Source organism: Vibrio sp. 2132-1, assembly GCF_033344315.1.
Map to the genome: position 1 here is coordinate 83,937 of NZ_JAWPON010000014.1, position 18,919 is coordinate 102,855.

General features: G+C 44.4%; 17 protein-coding genes. 2 read left to right on the forward strand and 15 right to left on the reverse strand.

Features of this window, described 5'->3' with window-relative positions:
* Positions 1–4 precede the first annotated feature (4 nt).
* The 11 genes from R8N47_RS16460 to R8N47_RS16510 all read right to left on the reverse strand — a co-directional run bounded on the left by R8N47_RS16460 (position 5) and on the right by R8N47_RS16510 (position 12,572).
* Positions 5–1,369: an O-antigen ligase family protein gene (locus R8N47_RS16460; protein WP_005377645.1), complete on the reverse strand. Its 1,365-nt coding sequence runs from the start codon at positions 1,367–1,369 to the stop codon at positions 5–7.
* Positions 1,366–2,796, reverse strand: a complete 1,431-nt coding sequence (locus tag R8N47_RS16465; protein ID WP_064353901.1) for a lipopolysaccharide biosynthesis protein — start codon at positions 2,794–2,796, stop codon at positions 1,366–1,368. Before R8N47_RS16465 ends, R8N47_RS16460 begins: the two co-directional genes overlap by 4 nt.
* Positions 2,789–3,961, reverse strand: a complete 1,173-nt coding sequence (locus tag R8N47_RS16470) for a glycosyltransferase (RefSeq protein WP_064353902.1) — start codon at positions 3,959–3,961, stop codon at positions 2,789–2,791. The genes R8N47_RS16465 and R8N47_RS16470 overlap by 8 nt, the downstream gene beginning before the upstream one ends.
* Positions 3,962–3,972: 11 nt before the next feature.
* Positions 3,973–5,157: a glycosyltransferase gene (locus tag R8N47_RS16475; protein WP_053350559.1), complete on the reverse strand. Its 1,185-nt coding sequence runs from the start codon at positions 5,155–5,157 to the stop codon at positions 3,973–3,975.
* A gap of 144 nt (positions 5,158–5,301) precedes the next feature.
* Positions 5,302–6,372: a glycosyltransferase family 4 protein gene (locus tag R8N47_RS16480; RefSeq protein ID WP_064353903.1), complete on the reverse strand. Its 1,071-nt coding sequence runs from the start codon at positions 6,370–6,372 to the stop codon at positions 5,302–5,304.
* Positions 6,347–7,873 carry a sigma-54-dependent transcriptional regulator gene (locus R8N47_RS16485; protein ID WP_031778967.1) on the reverse strand — a complete coding sequence of 509 codons (1,527 nt, stop codon included), beginning with the start codon at positions 7,871–7,873 and terminating at the stop codon, positions 6,347–6,349. The genes R8N47_RS16480 and R8N47_RS16485 overlap by 26 nt, the downstream gene beginning before the upstream one ends.
* Positions 7,874–8,181: 308 nt before the next feature.
* Positions 8,182–8,562 carry an Hpt domain-containing protein gene (locus R8N47_RS16490; RefSeq protein WP_005377636.1) on the reverse strand — a complete coding sequence of 127 codons (381 nt, stop codon included), beginning with the start codon at positions 8,560–8,562 and terminating at the stop codon, positions 8,182–8,184.
* Between the two features lie 11 nt (positions 8,563–8,573).
* Positions 8,574–9,260, reverse strand: coding sequence for an AAA family ATPase (locus tag R8N47_RS16495; RefSeq protein WP_033905258.1), 687 nt, complete (start codon positions 9,258–9,260; stop codon positions 8,574–8,576).
* Positions 9,260–11,362: an SLBB domain-containing protein gene (locus R8N47_RS16500; RefSeq protein ID WP_064376593.1), complete on the reverse strand. Its 2,103-nt coding sequence runs from the start codon at positions 11,360–11,362 to the stop codon at positions 9,260–9,262. The genes R8N47_RS16495 and R8N47_RS16500 overlap by 1 nt, the downstream gene beginning before the upstream one ends.
* Positions 11,359–12,225, reverse strand: a complete 867-nt coding sequence (locus R8N47_RS16505; protein ID WP_017634930.1) for an OmpA family protein — start codon at positions 12,223–12,225, stop codon at positions 11,359–11,361. Before R8N47_RS16505 ends, R8N47_RS16500 begins: the two co-directional genes overlap by 4 nt.
* A 26-nt stretch (positions 12,226–12,251) precedes the next feature.
* Positions 12,252–12,572, reverse strand: a complete 321-nt coding sequence (locus tag R8N47_RS16510) for an STAS domain-containing protein (protein ID WP_017634929.1) — start codon at positions 12,570–12,572, stop codon at positions 12,252–12,254.
* 423 nt (positions 12,573–12,995) lie between these two features.
* Between R8N47_RS16510 and R8N47_RS16515 the strand changes: the two genes are divergently transcribed.
* Positions 12,996–13,841: a DNA ligase gene (locus R8N47_RS16515; RefSeq protein ID WP_053307085.1), complete on the forward strand. Its 846-nt coding sequence runs from the start codon at positions 12,996–12,998 to the stop codon at positions 13,839–13,841.
* 15 nt (positions 13,842–13,856) lie between these two features.
* Here the strand turns inward: R8N47_RS16515 and R8N47_RS16520 are convergent, their stop codons facing one another.
* Both R8N47_RS16520 and R8N47_RS16525 read right to left on the reverse strand, forming a co-directional pair.
* Positions 13,857–14,855 (reverse strand): DUF3080 domain-containing protein, encoded by a 999-nt coding sequence (locus R8N47_RS16520; RefSeq protein ID WP_042522941.1) that lies wholly within the window; start codon positions 14,853–14,855, stop codon positions 13,857–13,859.
* Between the two features lie 134 nt (positions 14,856–14,989).
* Positions 14,990–16,360 (reverse strand): MATE family efflux transporter, encoded by a 1,371-nt coding sequence (locus R8N47_RS16525; RefSeq protein ID WP_005377626.1) that lies wholly within the window; start codon positions 16,358–16,360, stop codon positions 14,990–14,992.
* Between the two features lie 392 nt (positions 16,361–16,752).
* Here R8N47_RS16525 and R8N47_RS16530 point away from each other — a divergent pair, with 392 nt between their 5' ends.
* Positions 16,753–17,364, forward strand: a complete 612-nt coding sequence (locus R8N47_RS16530) for a riboflavin synthase (protein ID WP_064353905.1) — start codon at positions 16,753–16,755, stop codon at positions 17,362–17,364.
* Positions 17,365–17,439: 75 nt separating this feature from the next.
* On the opposite strand, the gene R8N47_RS16535 is transcribed toward R8N47_RS16530, so the two are convergent.
* Both R8N47_RS16535 and R8N47_RS16540 read right to left on the reverse strand, forming a co-directional pair.
* Complete coding sequence (locus R8N47_RS16535) at positions 17,440–17,634, reverse strand: CPXCG motif-containing cysteine-rich protein (protein ID WP_017634925.1); 195 nt, start codon at positions 17,632–17,634, stop codon at positions 17,440–17,442.
* A gap of 253 nt (positions 17,635–17,887) precedes the next feature.
* Positions 17,888–18,754: a fructosamine kinase family protein gene (locus tag R8N47_RS16540; RefSeq protein ID WP_005377623.1), complete on the reverse strand. Its 867-nt coding sequence runs from the start codon at positions 18,752–18,754 to the stop codon at positions 17,888–17,890.
* Between the last annotated feature and the right edge of the window lie 165 nt (positions 18,755–18,919).

The following is an 18,919-nucleotide window of genomic DNA, read 5'->3' on the forward strand; positions in this document are numbered from 1 at the left end:
GAAACTAGGATTTCTCATTTTGACAGTCACTTTGAACAATTCGGCTAACGACAACTGTTAATGCCGCTAGAATGTAAATTGGCCAAGTGAAACCTTGAGTCAGAAAAGTGCCTGATACGATGGTACCGATAAGCCCACTTAACACGGCGTTTGCTCCAACAGAGAGGGTGTAATCTGATTTTGGTGTCAACAATGAGATGGAATGCAAAGAGGTGCGGATCAATGACACAATTAAAGTGATGAACACCGCGAGCCCGACAAAACCCGTTTCTGCTAACACGCCAAACCAAGTGCTATGGACGGCGTGGTTGATACCATCCCAGTGTGGGCTGTAGAAATAGTAATTAAAGTAGAAGTTATCTAGACCTACGCCAGTCAACGGGTGATGCAGCGCCATTTTAAATGCCGCTTCCCACGCATAAAGTCGCCCCATCGCAGAGGCATCTATACCATCCTCAGCGGCTCCCCCCGATTCTCGTCCTGAAATACCAGCGAATGCGTAGAGTACGATCGCTGCGATAGCGCCTAATACCAAGACTAATGTTTTGCTTTTGATATGTTTAAAAGCAAAGTAGGCAAATACAGACAGTGAACCTAGTAACCCCCCGCGGCTCTGCGTCTCAATGATCGCAAAGAACAAAACCAAACAGGTGATAAGGGCAAAGAGCCTGAGATGCTTGGGGGAATGCTTCTCCATCAATTGACTAACGGTAAAGGCAAGGGGAAACATCAGCACTAGTGCCAAATCGTTAGGATCGCCAAGTACTGAACCTATGGAGCGTCCTATCGACACGCGCGTCCCTTCGACTAAATCAATGCCATTCGCTGCGTTTTGTAATGCCACTAAGCCAATCAATAATCCGGCGAAAATAATTGCTTTTGACATCTGTGCGAGCTGTGAAGGTTTAGTAATAAGCCAGGTGATGGCCAACGTCATAATGATGATTTTCCAATAGGTGTTTTTGAACACCGTTATTGCGATATCACGACTGGAAGCGAATATGATTCCGATGATCACCAGACCCCAAAATATACACAGCCACTTTAATGAAGGGTGCCAAAAAGCTGTAATCTGGCGGCTTATAAGAAGGTGAAAAGCGAGTGCGGCGAGTGCCCCCAGTGATAACAGTAATGGGATCTTGAAGTTATAGATAACAGGAAAGGCTTCGTGAATACGAAAGAATGAAAAAATAACGAACAGTGTGACAAGCCAAAACGTTTGATTGAGAACAAACAGTAACGCGAGTGGTGCGAAACACAACGCGACAATCAAAATGGGATGAGGCATAACAATCCAAAGCAGGCCGATACAGACAGTGATCGTCAGTGCTGCGATGGACTGTTTTGTTCTCACCTTGGTTTCATTCATAACGAGTATCTCTTCACCTGTCCACGCCTTTTCACTATGTATCGAGTGAGAGCATTTAGCGTCTCTTTACTCACGTAGCGAGTGGCTATCCATGCCAGCAAACTGCATGTCAAAATGCAAATTGCGATGGCGATGCCTATTGATTGTGAAGAGTGAAGCAGGAACAGTGCCACACCGGATATAATCTGTAATAAAACCATCAGACTGAGGTGAAAAGGCAACGTCATACATTGTTGGCTTACTACATAAGTCAGGCCCAACTTACACAGTTGTGCGTAATAAAGCGCAATGAATACCCCATAAATGCCCAGAGAAGATAAGCCAAACAGCAAAGCAATCGCAACGCACGCAGAGACGACATTTATACCCAGTAGCCAGCGAGTACGACGCTTGTACAAAATGGAGATGTTAATCAATTCACTCCATTCTTTTAACATGGCGATAGGCAGCAAGAATAAGCTAAATAGTACCGCCTCATGATAGGTTTCTGGCAGTAAGTAGGTGATCATCACCATTGCTAATGTGCCGACCACTACACTCAAACCTGTGATGTAAATCATACCTAGGTGTGTGATGCGCACTGCTTCAGTGTTCTTGCGCCCTTCTAAGTAGTTAAATCGACGTGGCATCCACCACATGCCAAATGGCTGCACTAAAATACACATGCCCACTGCAAATTTTACCGCTATCGCGTAAATCCCTAACGTCGCAAGAGAAGTGTTGGCACCAATGAACCAGCGCTCAGCGCCATTGAGGCAGAACGCAACCAATCCAGCCATCATCATTGGTAGGCAGTAGTTTAGGTATTGTTTTGCCAATGTCAGCTTAGGAAGGGTGACATTGTAACGGTTAACGATGTGCAGCCAAACAAATTGAGTAATAGCAGCCAACAAGCCCCCCCACAAAACAGAAATAACATGGGGATGAACAGACAGCGCCGCGACGATAAAAATGACCTGAAAAATGGTGGTAGTGACCATGACGTTAAGCAGTGTTCTTGCTTTGTCGTCTTGTGTTCTTAACCAGGCAGTGCCGATTGCAATACTGCCTTCTAGAACGATGGCAAACATAACAATAGCAAATTCGACTCGCGTAAAAGGCGCGGGAATGGGGGCGATTAAAATGATAGTGAGCAAGCTAAGAGCGACGACGCCAGCGATGAGTAAAGCAAGTGAGTACAGCTGGTTTAGTAGGCTTGTGCGCGTATTTTGATCCTTTTCAACGCCGACGAATCGATAAAGCGCTTCATGCAAAGCGAAACTGACAAACAAGGTCGTAACAACACCAAAGGTTGTTAGAAGCTCAAGCTTGCCCATTTGTTCTGGTGAGAGAAAGTGGGGCAATACAGGCAGCATGATTAGGCTGATGCTTTTATTGATCACTAAGGCGATAGCAAATAGCGTCATGTTGGTCATTGCTTTAGACATGATCATATCCTTTGATGTCTCGCGGTGTCTTGAGTGTGCAATCATTGTTGGTAGCAATTTCGGCAGCAAGGTGCTGGGCGATTGGCAAATAACAACGTTCGGCTGTGTATAGTTGAGAAACATTAAGTGCTTCGATACCCATCGTTACTTTCATCCACGGCGATTCATTCAAAAGGCGAATTGCGTTGTGTAACGAAGCCACATTGTTAGGCGTGTATTTAATACAATTTCGGCCGTGAGTTAACACGCGGTCCCAATAACTATCATCATGTGGAATGACGACACACATACCTGCAGCGAGAGCTTCCAAAATAGATAACCCAAAAGGCTCGTTGAGACTGGTGGAAACAAACACACCACACTGTGAACGCAATTCATCTAAGTTGTTTGGGCACTCATGCCATTCAACACCTTGTCTGTTGAAGTCCGGTGTTGAATATTCCACACCTGCCACATTAGGTTTGATGTAACACACGGTGGATTTGATCTTTTTCGACTCATCAAGTGTTAAAGCATCAAGCAAAAGATCGATGTTCTTCCATTTTAGTAAGCTAGCTGCCCAGAAAACGCGGTTTGAAATCGGATTCGCTTGTTTTGGCCAGCGATCTTTCGATAATCCATTAACAAACGTAGATGTATTCAAACCACACCAATAGCGTTCGGTGGCTGGCTTCTCTGTTTTGAGGTAGGCCTGTAATGCTTCTACCATTGATTCGCGGGTGTTTGCCAAGTAGTAAATTGCCGATGCTTTTACTAAGCAGTAGCCAGCAGATCTCGATCGTCCAATAGGACCATGAACCATCTGTACCACAGGCTTTTTGCTAATTAATCGTAGTAAGTACAAAGGCATATCATTACTTGGGCAAGATAGGCCCAAAAAGCTATCTATTTTTGGCAGCTTCATGCACGCGTAGAGAAGTTGGAGAAAGTAGTAAGCGTTCATCAACCAGTAGGTCAGTCCATGAGTCGAGTTAAATGGTGATGGTTTTATTTTTATAACTTGCACACGCGGTGTATCACTAAGCAGTGACGCCCAATGCTCTGGATTTGTAGTGAGTAGATAACCAATCACGTTCAGCTTATCGCACTGCTTAAGGAGCTCTGCATTCGCGATTTTGGATCCACCTTGCATTGGGATGGCGTCGAACATCAATACACGTTTCATGACCGGGCTCCTCAATTGATGCTCAACCAGCGTGAAAGAGGCTTCATGCAGTGAGTCATTGGCATTGGTGTAATGGCGTTGTTATTAAGTTCACCTTCGTAAATACGTTCAATAGCGTTGATAGATGCAGTCGTCGTTAAGTTCTGGCTAGCATGTAGGTAAGCGTTTTCCGCCAGCTTGTTTCTTAATGCCGCGTCTTGCATGACTTGTTGAATCGCGTTTAACAGGCTCGCCATTCCACTGTTCTGGTACAGCAATGCAGAGTGATTATGCTCGAACAACTCAGGAATGCCTCCCGTTTTAGGAGCCACGATAGGCAGTTGAGCTAAAGCCGCTTCCCCGAGCACGAGACCAAAGGCCTCTTCATAGGCGCCGCTAATAAAAGCGTCTGCATTACCACACATCCACTCTCCGGCATTGTGTTGCTCCCCGACAAAGTGCACTCGCTCTTGGATACCAAGATCCGCGGCAAGCTGTTGCAATGCTTCTCTTTCTTCGCCGTCACCAACAATAACAAGGTGAGGGTTGTGGTGGTGGTAGTTGTGCATGCGCATTGCGCGAATAAGGCGGTCGAACCCTTTGCGCTTAATCAGCGAACCCACCGACAGAAAGGTAAAGGCCTGTGATGGGATTCCGAGTCGATCTTTAATGTCGATGGGTGTATCCACGCCTTGAAGTGACACGCCGTTGTGTACGACATGAAGTTGGTTTTGCGGGTAGCCGTCCTGAAGAATTTCGCGTCCAACATCTTTGCTAACGCAAATCAATTTTGGAGAGAGGTGAAGTCCGAGAGAGAAGCGATCGCGCAATGTATAATGGCAATGAAGTTGCGTGACAAGTGGTATATGATTCATGCGAGCAGCCAAACACATCCATTGACAAGGGCCGCCGCTATTGACGTGTACCAAGTCGATGCTGTGCTTTTCGATCAAAGCTGAGCCTTGTTTGATAAGGCTATTCCACCCGCTAATATCCCAGCGTGGAGCGCTCCAACCACCAACCAAATTGAAGGATGAATGTTCCGCTTCAATTCCGAGCGAATGGCACTTATCGATTAATGGTTGGCAGTTTGACCATACGAATGGCTCAAACTTATTGCGGTCGATTCCTGAAATGAGATCCAGAAGCACCACTTCACTGCCGCGAATCCAATTATCACCATAATGAACATATAGAATGCGTTTTGGCGTAGTCATAAGTCACCTCTGTCTCATCATTAATCTGCGTTAACTGCTGAGCTGCAATAGAGATGCCAAAATATGCTATTAGTTTATGTGATTGAATCTTATATGATATTTATGTTTGGAACTCATCATTCTCATATTGAGAACCAATATGGATTAGTGATCCGTTTCAATTTGATATTTTTGTAGCAATACGGGAATCACACTTTGCGCTGAGAAATCATCAATGATGGTTTGTCGAGCATTCTGGCGAATGAGTGATTGTTGCGCTTCACCAATCGACATCCAGTCATGAAGACATTTAGCAAGAGAGGGAATGTCTTCGACGATAAAACCATTTTTACCCGTTTGGATAATATCTGGAAGACGACCTACACGTAAGCTCATCACGGCAATGCCTCTCGACATGGCTTCAAGCGCCGCCATTGGAAGACCCTCATAACGAGAAGAAATGATAAGTACACTGATATTTTCCCAAACACCTTCCATATCGGTTTGATGGCCGAAGAAAGTCACATTTGAAGGGGCAGTTTGATTAAGCGACTCTTTTTCCGGGCCATCACCGTACACACTAAACTGTAATGTTGGACAGAGCCTCGCTACCTCAATAAATTGATCGGCGCCTTTTTCCTGACTCAATCGGCCGACAAAAGCGATCTCCTGATAGTTGAGTTGACTGTTGGGAATCGAAACAAAGTTATTCAGCAGTTCTGAAGAACAAAAAACTTTGCGCTGAATACTTGGACTGACAGCAAAGCAATGGTCAGATAGGCTGCCGGAGCTTCTATCAAGCCAATCGTATAGCCATAGTTTCCCTGAGGACGATTCACCAGCATGATAAGTTGAAATCAAACGAGGAAACGTACGGGTGAGCAGTTTGGCGCAGCGCGACAAAATCGACGCTTTATAACCATGGGAGTGAACCACTGAGGGTTGGTGATTGGCGACGGCGCTTGTTAGGTGTTTAATTTTTAAAGCTTTATTGGGCTCGCCAGACAAATAGTTTAAGTAACTCACAGGGATCGCGGCTTCTTTTGCCTTCTGTACAATCTGAGCGGCTGGCGAATACTCAGTGGTTAGCACAACTCGAGCTTTGTGTCCAAAGGCGATTAATCCCCGAGCTAGCTCGATAACGTGACTTTCAATGCCACCGAATAGACGGCTATCAAGCAAGATCCAAATTTCACCAATGGCAGGTTTATCAAGATTGTTCGAGATTAATTTCATCCGCTTCCCACGCTTGTTTTTTTCGGTAAACCGTAGATGGGCTTAACTCCAGCATGACAGCGGCGTTGAGGACGTTGCCATCACAGTACGCGATTGCGTTTTGAATTGCTTCACGCTCTACTTGCCACATAGGACGAATGGTTCCATCAGCGTTAAAGTACGGTGAGGTAGCAGCAGAGGACGGTGTACCAGGCAGCTCCGCTGCGGTAATCGACGGTTCGACCGCAGAAGGTGAAGGTTCCTCAGTATAAACAGGTGGTGGTGTGATTGGTGCAATGTTTGCTGACTCTTGAGCAACATGCGCAGGCGTCGTTGTTTTCGTCACTTTAGACTTTTTAGTAAGTTGAGCGGGTAGGTGGCTCACCGTGACTTTTTCGTCGTTATTAAGCACCACAATGTTACGTATGATGTTTTGTAGTTGCCTTACATTACCCGGCCATTCGTAATGCTTGATGATATGTTGAGCTTCGCTGTCGATTGTTGAGAATTTCTTTTTGTCCTGTTTGGCGTAAGTGGTCAAGAAGTGCTTGGCAAGCGTGACGATGTCACTTCCTCGTTCACGTAATGGGGGCATATCGATAGGTATAACGTGCACACGGTAGTATAAGTCTTCACGAAAACGACCTTCTTCTACTTCTGTTAATGGATCTCGGTTAGTGGCACAAATGATTCTCACATCTACTTTCATTTCTCGAGTGCCACCAAGAGGGGTGTAAGTGCCCGTTTGTAGAAAACGGAGCAACTTCTTTTGCATCTCAAGTTCCATTTCACACAGCTCATCAAGAAAAAGCGTACCACCATGTGCCAGCGTCGCCGCACCTTTTCGATCTGTTGTTGCTCCAGTAAAGGCCCCTTTAACGTGACCAAAAATCTCACTTTCCATCAAATCTCGTGGAATAGCCCCACAGTTAATTGCAATAAAAGGCTTGTCTTTACGGTCGCTCTGGCGGTGGACGGCTTCAGCACAAACTTCTTTACCTGTGCCGCTTTCTCCCACAATAAACACACTGGCAGAAGTTGGCGCAACAGCATCAATGGTCTTGTATACCGCCTGCATCGGGAGGCTTGAACCGATGAATCCGTGATAGTTGTGGCGATCAAACTTGGACTGAATATTTTCCACCAAATCTTCCAATTTGGCGCGTTTGAGGTGCAATGCGACTGATGTTTTTAGGCGATCAGCGTTTATGGGCTTTTCTAAGAAATCTTCCGCACCTTTTTGAATTAGATTAACGGCTAAGTCGACGCTGCCGTGTGCCGTAGCAATAATAACGGACGTAGGAATGTCATTCTGGTTGATCCAATCCAACACGTCTTCGCCAGACATGTCGGGCAGTTTCAAATCGAGAATGATGAGCTGAGGTTTGCTTCTTTCAATAAATTGAATCGCTTCGCGACCTGTCTCGACATGAAAAATGTCATAAGGTTCGTCTTTAACATACTGCTTATAAAGTATGGCTAGTGAAGTAGAGTCCTCTACCAGTAACACCCTTGGTCTCATAGTCCCATCCCAACGTAGTTTGTTTCATTTTTTATGATTTTTGTCAGCACTACTATTTGGCATTATGAGTGGTTTATAGCTCTCTAGTGCTGAAAATTCTCAATTTGAGAAAAGCGTTATTTAAGTATTAGCACAAGGTAGGAAATTTGCGAAAAATCCATACTTTTTAATTGATTAAGTTATACCCAAATAATTTCAAGGTGTGTGGCTTGGCGAGGGTGACTGAATTTGGAGCCTAAATTTCTGAGATGATGTAGGCATCGCGCTTTATCAAACGCGATGCTTCGCTAGGGAGTAAGACACTGATACTACTCAAACCCTTGAGCTTTTCGCTTTTCTAACGCATCAAACGATTCATTGGCGAGTTGAGGAAGTGTTTCACAAAGCTCCAATGCTTTTGGTATTTTTCCTTCGACACAGTACTTCTCAATCATTCTTGCTTGTCTTGAAAGCGTTCGATTGCCTAGAGCGAGAGCAGAACTGCCCAGTGTGTGAACCTCGAACTCTAATGTTTGAAGGTCTTTTGTGCTTAATGCTTGCTCTATTTTCTCCATGCGATCGCGTGACTCTTCGACATAGTGATCAATCAAGGTAGGGATGATTTCGGCGCACGTATCTTTGATCATTTGCTGAAGAATATGCTCATCCACTAATTCTTGCTCGATAGTCAATGTGTTATTTATCGTCATAATAGCGCTCCCTATAACATAAACAGTTCGCTTTTTTTAATTTGCTGAGACAGTTTTTCTTTCCACTTTTTTGGTAAGAAACGCAGCTTGGAAACTTGGCGGATTAACTCATCTTTCAGGCTTGGAGTGTGCTTCATGTTCAGTACAGAACCAATCAAGTTCGCATCGCTAGCATCGAGTAGCTTTTTGGCTTGCTCGAGCTGGGTTGCAGTCGTAGAACCATAATGCGCTACTAACAAAGTAGCATCACATACGCCAGCAATCACTTGAGGCGCAATATTGCTTCGGTTGACACTGAGAAGTGGTGATGTATCTATCACGACGCGCTCGTACTGCGTTAACCATTGTGCAATGTTTCGTTTCAGCATTGTTGGGTCTCGGTACGCTAACTGAGTGCTGGCGAGAGATGGAGCAGGGAGGCCGACTAAAGTTTGATGTGTATTCTCTCGTGTGATCAAATGGCCAACCTTCTCGTCATCATCAAAGTCGTGAACAGTGTGATAAGCGGGTTTGAATAAGTTAAGGTCTACATACAAAGTATTGTGGCCTGCTAAAACCAAGCGCTCTGCAAGAGATGACGCCACGGAAGTGACACCATCTTCAGATTTACAACCCACAACACAAATCGTTTTGTGGCCTTTCTGTTCACTCTGAAGATAAATTTGCTCAATCTCAGCGTGAGTTGCAGGAATAGTCATTACAACGCTCCTATTAACACGATGGTTGTGGTGATTTGTAAAATATCTCTTAATCCGGCCCTCGCTTTTTCAACAAAGCTTTCGTCTTTATGGGGAATGTAAATCGTGTCGCCTGCGCGAATGACTGGCAGCTCATAAATGTTGGCTGTTTTACTAAAGTTCACCAAATCAAATGTTCGGGCTTGGCCCTGGCAGCAAGACATATTGACCACACTGATCTTTTCAAGGTAGGCATTGTCAGTTGGTCCTCCTGCTTCCGCTAACAGATCAAGCACAGTCATGTTGTCATTGAATACGTATCGCCCTGGGTCTCTTACTTCACCTAATACGCGTACCGTGGACTCTTTTGAACGATCTAACCAGTTTTTGTTTTTTTCTGGAATGTAAATGGTATCACCAGGACGAACGTGGGGCAGAATTGATTCATCACCTGTTTCAAAGTACATCGATAAATTCAATTTACTCACTTTGGCATAACCTAGGCCTCGGTGTGTGACACGGATGTTGTGAATATCTGCATCCATTGTCGGTCCATCGGCGGCAGACAAAATATCCAGAAAATGCATATCTTCAGTGAAACGATAGCGCCCAGGTGCATTGATTTGCCCGAAAACGTATATCGATGCGTCAGAGCTTTGGCTTACCCATTGCGATTTATTATCGGATGGGTCGTCAGGCAATGCATGTACCCTTACGACTGTACCAGCGGAAACTCGAGGTAGGCTTGATGTTGGTGAGCCATCCAGAATGTATTGGTCTAAGTCAAATTGTGTCATTTGACCGTTATTGGCGACTTCAATTTTGGTGGTATCAGCTCGTCGAGTTGGGCCACCAACGTGTGCAAGCAGATCAATCAAATCCATTTCGTCTGACCACTCGATGCGTCCAGGGCGAACAACTTCTCCCATCACTGCGACCGCTCTACTAGGTGCTACTTTTAACCAAGACTTCTCATTGAAATCGGTTTTCTCCGGCACGAAAATCGCATCTCCTGGTCCAACATTTGGTGGTCTGGCTGAAGATAGTCCTTCTGTATGCGCGGTAAGATCGAATTTGATGACTTTGCCATCGGCTTTTATAACGCGAATTTGGCGAGATTCTGCGTAGCGAGTGGGCCCGCCAGCGTTGGCGAGGATATCCATGAAGCTAGCGCCTTGCTTGCCTTCGTATGCCCCAGGATGGGCGACTTCACCCATCACGTAAACCACATTTGCACCTGCTTTGATTTCTTCTTCCTGTTTTGGGACAAAGATGGTGGCACCTGGCAGGATCTCCGGCAGTAGGCTTTGGTCTCCAGTATCAAGGTACTTTTTCAGGTTAAACATGGTTGGGTTATTGTTTGTTATCACGCGAATTTGCTCAACACTGGCATATCGTGTCACGCCGCCAGCTCGCATTACGACATCAACTAGCGTGGTGTTTGGCTTGTATGAGAACGAGCCAGGTGCGTTGACTTCACCAAAGACTTTGATTGCACGAGCGGAATCTGCGCTGTCACCTGAATTCGCGAGTTTTGCTGCATCAAACTCTTGCTCAATATTCCCTACGAGTGGGGAAGCGGGGACAAATAAGACATCCAGTGATTCTAGTTTTGGCAGCCGGCTATTGTCCCCCGTATCAAGGAAGCGTTTGTAGTCAAATTCAATGTTTTTATTTCCACGTTTCACGATCATTTTATCAAGCTGAGCCCCTGCGCGCAGGCCTCCAGCTTCGTACACAAACATTTGAATGTTGGACCCAGAAGGTAAGGTATATTCACCGGGTTTGACCACGTAGCCTTGAACGGACACTAACAACTGTTGCTGTTTAATAAAAACTCGAGCGTTGTTAACGTCACGATACACGGTCTTTAGCCTGTCGATAATCACGTCTTGGAGTTGTTGTTCATTGTAGCCGGCCACTAATACAGGGCCGACTTCTGGTAAATTAATTCGTCCACGACGATCAACCTGAAACCCTTGGTTTAACGACGCCTCTCCAGGTAAGTTAATCTGTATTAAATCACCGACCTTAACAGTATTGCTCTCATCCGCTATGGAAGAAGGTACCCACGCGACCAGGCACAACAACATTAAGAGGATAAATGGTTTCATCGTGTTCATAGCGCGCCTCCTGCCGTTGGGTTGCGGTTTATTGAGGTATCGCTATCTGAATTAGGGCTAATAACCTCGATGCTTACTCGACGATTAGTTAAACGCACGGCGGATGTTTCACCTTCATAGAGTGGCAGGTTATCTCCGACAGATTTGGTAGTGACTCTCTCTGAAGTGATACCAAATACGGTTAGGTAACGCTTTACTTGTTCCGCACGCGCTTGAGCAAGTTTCTGGTTGTAATCGGGTGTTCCAGTTGCATCCGCATGCCCCGTTACTACAAGAGATAGGTTGGGGTGGTCACGTAAAATGTAGGCTGCTTCTGCCAAATGTCCCATGTACTTCGGGTTGATTTCTGCTGAATCGACAGCAAACTGGTTGTCGATATTAAGTAGTGCATAGATATCCGAGACTATGTTTAGGTCGCTACGTAGTGCTTCAATATCATCGGGCGGTGTGCAAGTTGTTTGGCTCAGTACGTAGTCGAGTTGTTGTTCGAGCTGGTTTAAGCGTCGACGCTGAATCACAAGGTCGTTGGCAGCGTCGAGTAAAAGCCCACCTTCTAACTCGCGCGCAATTCTATTTTGTTTTTCAAGGGCCTGAACAACTGCCGCAGGAAAACACCAGCGCGCGCCCTCTTGGATTAGTGCGTCTAGATGTAACTTGGTCAATTGCCAATCAAACCTTAACCCATGTTCTGGACCTAAAGGCTCGTCAGGCATTACTGGGGAAAACTGATAATTCTCGATCGAGATATCTTGATAGCTTTCCGCCAAGCCACCTTTCCCGTGTTCTGGGTAGTCAAACGACGAACAACCAAACATGCCGACAACAAGACCGCTTACTGCATATCGTCGTAAAAGATTTACCATGCCAACCTCCGTTTAAACCGGTATTTTTAGTGTCCTTTTGAGTTAACGGGAATGGCATGGTTGATACGAAGCAAGCTCATGATTTCTAAAGGTTGGCCTGATACGTTTTCAATACTCATGCTTCTTTCACGTTCAACTAGACGCTTATATAAGTAAACAATGGCACCAATCCCTGAAGAATCAAGAAATTGGACGTGCTGTAGGTTAATTTCGACTTCTTTGTGATGATTGTTGTGAATTACTTCATCAATGTGATGTTGTGCTTGTCGACAGCCACTTGCGTCTAAGTCACCAAAAAACTCAATGGCTAACTTGTCTTGATTGATTTCTAGTTTGCGTAATTCCATGACTCTGTCTCCGTTTGTTTTTCTAATTGGATATAGAGCAGGTAACGTGCCAATTTGAAATTAATGAAAAATCAAACAGTTAAATATTGTTAATTATATTGTTCAATTTGAGAAAGGACTGATTCTCAAATTGAGAATCAAAAACGCACAGAGAAATGGTTTGCTTATAAGAGGTTTTGAGCCGAAAGAAGTCGTTAGACCGGGGGAGGCACGTCATGATTAGATTCCAACTCGATTGACGAACCATCCGCCATACGAGAATAATGTGTAACGACTAAATGCAAAACCTGTCTAAAGTTTATGATTATCTTTGCAAATTATTACTAATGTTGATTGTTATGAGTCGAAGAATAACTAGTAATAAATAGGTCATCGAGAGGACTTACGTTTCAATAAAGGCGATTTTTTGTACAAGGTCTTCTTATGCCATTAAAAATGACATTAATTGCGCTGGCTGTTATGGCAGCGTCTTCACAGCCTCAAGCGGATACGTCTTTCGCACCACCAGTTTCTCTTGCACAAAGCTATCAGGATGGCATTGATGTGTCTGAATATTGGTATAGCGAAAAACTTGATGGTGTTCGCGCTTATTGGACTGGGCAACATCTCGTGACGAGAAATGGTAATCGAATCTACGCCCCAGATTGGTTTACAGGACCTTTGCCTGATTATCCGTTGGACGGTGAACTTTGGGCTGGGAGAGGTAACTTCCATCTTGTTCAGCAAACGGTATTAGATAAAACTCCTGTAGAGTCTGCTTGGCGACACATCGACTTTATGATCTTTGATATGCCATATTCCGCTGGTGATTATCGGAAGCGTTATTACAACATCAAAGATTTAGTGCTTGAAGTCGACCAGCCTCATATCAAATATGTCGAGCACCGAGCCATTCAAAATGAAGCTCATCTGTTTACACAGTTGGATAAAATTTCAATATCCGACGGTGAAGGGGTGATGTTGCGGAAGGTATCAAGCCGCTATCAGGCTGGACGCGGTAGTGATTTGCTTAAACTTAAACGATACGCAGATGATGAAGCGTTAGTTGTGGGTTATAAGCCAGGAACAGGGCGCTTATTAGGTATGATGGGAGCAATGTTAGTTCGCTTACCAAATGGCATTGAGTTTTACATCGGTAGCGGATTTACCGATGAAGTGCGTCGCCAGCCTCCGAAAATTGGTTCAACCATTACATTTAGATATAACGGTTTTACACATACTGGTAAACCACGTTTTGCTCGATTCTTGCGTGAAAGGTTGAAGGAATAGAACGCTCTGCACTTACTAGTTGCCAACGGTTACGCCACATCGTTTGAAGAGACCCTGCCAAAACTGAACGTGGTTTAGGGTTTCTTGCCTAAATGTCCTATGTGCCTCAATGATGCCATACTGGTGACCATGGAGTTGCATACGGTTCTCCACCAAAGTGGCACCATCATTAAGTTGTTGATAGGTGCTGTCTAAATAAGCCAAATAAGGTTGCACTTCTTCAACGTAAATGGATTGAAAGACATTTCTTAAGTAGCGGAACTGGGTGGTGTCTCTGTTCGGCCCGCACAATACATTGCTCTGGTTCTGCTCAAGTAGCTGAGTTGTCGCTTTTAACCAAAGGGATGTATTTACCATTGAATAGTAAAGTCGTCCGAGTAAACGAGATTTCTCTAACTCTTCTTGATATTGAGTAACTTCCACATCGGGTAGACGTGAGACCGCGCGGTGGGGTAAATCATACATTTCGCTGAAAATACGATAGACATCGTTAATGCGTGCAATATCATTCGTCGTATTTTGAGATAGCCAATCAGAGGCTGTTAGTTGCTTTTGCATGGCATCACTTACGAGTAGTAAGTTGTCGAGATGAATGTCTAGATGTTGCCACTTGGTTGAGTAAAGCTCTGTCAATGTCGCGCGTTCTTCATCGCTAAGTGGAAATTCGGATAAACATCGATTTATGACTCTTAAAAGGGCAGTTTGATAATCAAAATCATGAAAGGCATCCTGCACCTTTCCAAGTTGTGAGTTTTTCTCGGCAAGTAAATTAAAGAGTCCGCATTGTCGTAATTGATAGCTCTCTAGCAGGCCAATAGATAGCCTTGGCAATGGCTCGAACAAAACGCGTTTCGCAGGAATCGTTACCGTAGACTGTAATTCTATTGGAATAGCAGGAACGTCCAATACATTGGCTACACGTTGATGATACTTATCAAACATGGCGTTCTCTGGATTGAACCAGTTATCACAACCATTAAGAATCAAGATTAAGAACAATAAAATAGACCGCACAAATATCCTTTTTTATAACTTCGTATCCGTTGTCTAGAGAGCAAAATCAACCACTTCGCAATCTTGTTATAAGTATACTCAACCGTGTGATTATTCGATCAAAAAAGCCAGCGGATGCTGGCTTTTTTTACTTTTTATTGAACTGAAAAGTTCAATTGCACTTCTGGCTCTTGGCGATGCATCCAACGCATTCTGACGCCTAACATAAAGGCCGCAGAAGATAGGCCGATGATAAAACCAAGCCAGAAGCCTTGTGCTCCCATTGGCTCGACAATCCAGTCTGTACGGCCAAGGACGTAACCAATTGGCAGCCCAAGAATCCAATAAGCAATAAAAGTACGGTTGAAGATGGCTCGCATGTCTTTATAGCCGCGTAATGCACCAGCTGCGATCACTTGAACCGCATCCGTACATTGATAAACAGCGGCAAACACGAGCAGGTGCATCGCTAGAGTGATTACCTCTGGGTTGCTAGTATAAAGCTCGGCGATCCACTCACGAGACAAGACGGTTAAAATCGCTGTGAGAACGGACAATGCTAGACCAACCATAATGCCGACTCGTGACGCTACGCGCGCGCCATCTACGTTTTCTTCACCAAGTCGATGGCCGACACGAATGCTTACTGCTGCACCAATACTCATTGGTAGCATAAATACCAACGAGGAGAAGTTAATCGCGACTTGATGCGCTGCCACAATGATAGGACCCAGTGGTGAAACGAGCAGTGCAACAACAGCAAACAATGTCACTTCAAAAAACAGCGCTGCTGCAACAGGAAAGCCGAGCTTGAATAGACGAACTTGCGCTTTCCATTGTGGGCGATGCCATTCTCCAAATAGGTTGATGCTTTTCAATCGCTCTGATGTCATCACATACAGCAATAGCATGGCAAACATGACCCAGTAAACAATCGTGGTTGCTACACCACAGCCAACACCGCCTAATTCAGGTGCACCAAACTTGCCGTACACGAAAATCCAGTTTAGAGGAATGTTGAGCAGCAAACCGATAAAGCCAATAACCATTGCCGGTTTCGTCAATGACATACCATCCGTAAAGCTTCTAAGCGTTTGGAAAAGTAAAAAAGCGGGTACTGCTAATATAACGGCATGAATGTATCCCACCGTTTTTTCAGCCATCAGTGCTTCAACATCCATCAGCCCGAGAATAAACTGGGTTTGAAGCAGGACTGCAATTATCGGCACACTGATCAGCAATGCCAAAACGACGCCTTGCTGAATTTCAAACGGTATTTTCACTCGACGACCAGAGCCATTTAACTGTGCGACAACAGGGACCAATGCCATTAATAAACCCACCCCAAACAAAATGGATGGTAGCCAAATACTTGAAGCGACAGAAACCGCAGCCATGTCGGTGGCGCTAACGCCGCCAGCCATTACGGTATCAACAAACCCCATACCAGTTTGAGCGACAGATGCGATCAATACCGGGGTCGCCAATTTGATAAGACTTGATGCTTCTTCTTTATAGCGATGCACGAAAAATACTCCAGAGCGGAACAATAAGTTGAAAGAATGAGAGTACTCGAGGGCAAAAGATGTGGTGAACGGATCTGATGGTTGATTTTAGTCACGATAAGGTGAAAAAATGCCTCGGAGAAACTCCGCGCAAATGATAAACAATTGTATGTTTATATTCCATAGCTAGGTAGTGAATAGTCGATAACAGTGACTGGACGCTCTCCACGCTAAGGATACGCTTTTACTGAGAACAGCAGCGAATCATGGTAATGTTGAAGCATGCATGAGAACAAACCAGTGTTCATTAAGCCGTTGCTTTATCGTCTGCGGTCTTTATTTCCGACCTGTAGCGCAGTGTTTAGGGCTTAGTCTTCGACTACAGTTGGTATTAAATCAATAGGTAAAAAGAAATGTTTACAGGAATAGTTCAGGGTACGGCGAAGGTCGTTAAAATTGATAAAAAAGAACGCTTTCAAACGCACGTTGTCGAGTTAAGCGATGAACTTTGTAAAGGGTTAGAAATTGGTGCATCCGTTGCACACAACGGATGTTGTCTAACTGTGACTAAGATCGAAGGCAACCTTATCAGTTTTGATTTAATGCAAGCGACATTGGCTCTTACTAATTTAGGTCAGCTGGTGGAAGGGGATAGCGTAAACATTGAGCGCGCGGCTAAGTTTGGTGACGAAATAGGCGGGCATAGCATGTCTGGTCATATTAGTTTGACGGCAGATATTGTCGATATCATCGATACGCCCAATAACCGCACGATTTGGTTCCAACTGCCGCAAGAATCAATGAAATATGTATTAGCGAAAGGTTACATCGGTTTAGATGGTTGCTCGCTAACTATTGGTGAAGTTGAAGCGTGTCGTTTTTCAGTACATCTAATTCCAGAAACCTTGCAGCGAACTCTTTTCGGAGTGAGACAAGTAGGGGAGCGTGTTAATATTGAGTTTGATCCTCAGACTCAAGCAATTGTTGATACTGTTGAGCGCGTTCTTGCAGCAAAACAGCTTTAGAATGAGAAAAAGGAGCCTAGTGCTCCTTTTTCATTTAAGCGTTTTTATATTTCTGATGTTCACATGCTCGAGCTGCTATTCGTAATTGTCATCGATAAATAGTTCGACCTTATCTTGTAACTCATCCACTCGCATATTTAGGTGGATAGCGTGGCAACAAGCTGGGCAATCATCATAAAACTCTTGGTCACCATTGCTTGCATCCAATGTAATGCCGATAGAGTGTCCGCAATGCGGGCACTTTACATACCTTTCGGTATAATTTTTCATACAACAACTCCTAATCTCGCAGGGCTTTTAAACACATTATTCATCAAGGAAGCACAGCCCTTTACTTACTTTGCCTACAAGGAAAATAGGCACAATCCAAAGTTAAGTCTCCTTTGATATTAGGTCGAGTTGTTGCTAATTGAGTCGAAATAAGTACAAAACTTGACCCCAAACTCAACCTTGAGCTTAGGGTGATCTTCTGTAGTGATGTGCCTCGAGATTTTACATCTTGAAATATGCAGTGGCTTCCAAATTAATAAGAAATGATTTTATTAATAACCAGTTGAGCCTGTTCCAAGTAATGGCCGCCAAACAAATTACAATGGTTGAGAACATGGTAAAGGTTATAGATATCTTTACGCTCTTCATAGCTTGAAGAAAGTGGCATAACCGATTCGTAGCCTTGATAAAATTCTGGTTGAAATCCACCAAAAAGCTCCGTCATCGCAATATCACACTCCCTGTCCCCCCAATAGCACGCAGGATCGTAACAGATAGGACCGAATGCAGTGAGTGCCGCATTTCCATTCCATAAATCGCCATGCAACAAAGAAGGTTCCGGAGCATGGTTTGCTAGCCGCTGTTTTACGACATCGATAAAGTCATCGATATCAACCAAGGTGACGCCTTTTTCTTTAAGGAGCTGTAATTGCCATCCTATGCGTTGCTCAGCAAAGAATACACACCATTTCTTGTGCCATTTGTTGGGCTGTAGAGTCGAACCGAGATAGTTGTCGGTATCAAAACCAAACTCTTTTTGCTCGCCCCACTGGTGTAGGTGAGCTAATTGCTGCCCAAATTTAAAGCTGTTGGGACCATCTTCTAATGGTTTCGTTGGAAGGTAGTTAAGAATTAAGAATGAGGCATTTTTGGTTTTACCAACCAATACCACCTCAGGTACAAATAGGGTGGATGTTTCACGCAAAAGATGCAGGCTTTCAGCTTCTACCTCAAATTTCGACAAAAACTCGCGATCGTTAATTTTCACAAAATAACGTTGCTCGCCATCATTGATCATGTAGCTTTCACTGATATCCCCACCAGACAGCCTTACTTTTTCCGTGATCTGGTAATCGAACAATAAAGTATCAGAAAGCTGTTGCGATATTGCTTGCCACATACAAAACCTCGCGAATCTATTTGACCACCAATAGTTTAGGATAAATAGCAGGGAGTTGGCGCTATGTTGAGCATACTTAGTAAAGAAACCTTCCTCTTAGTGTAGTCAATTTGTATAAATGTGAATCAAATCGCTTATAAGCCTCTGATTTGTTGGCTTAGCATA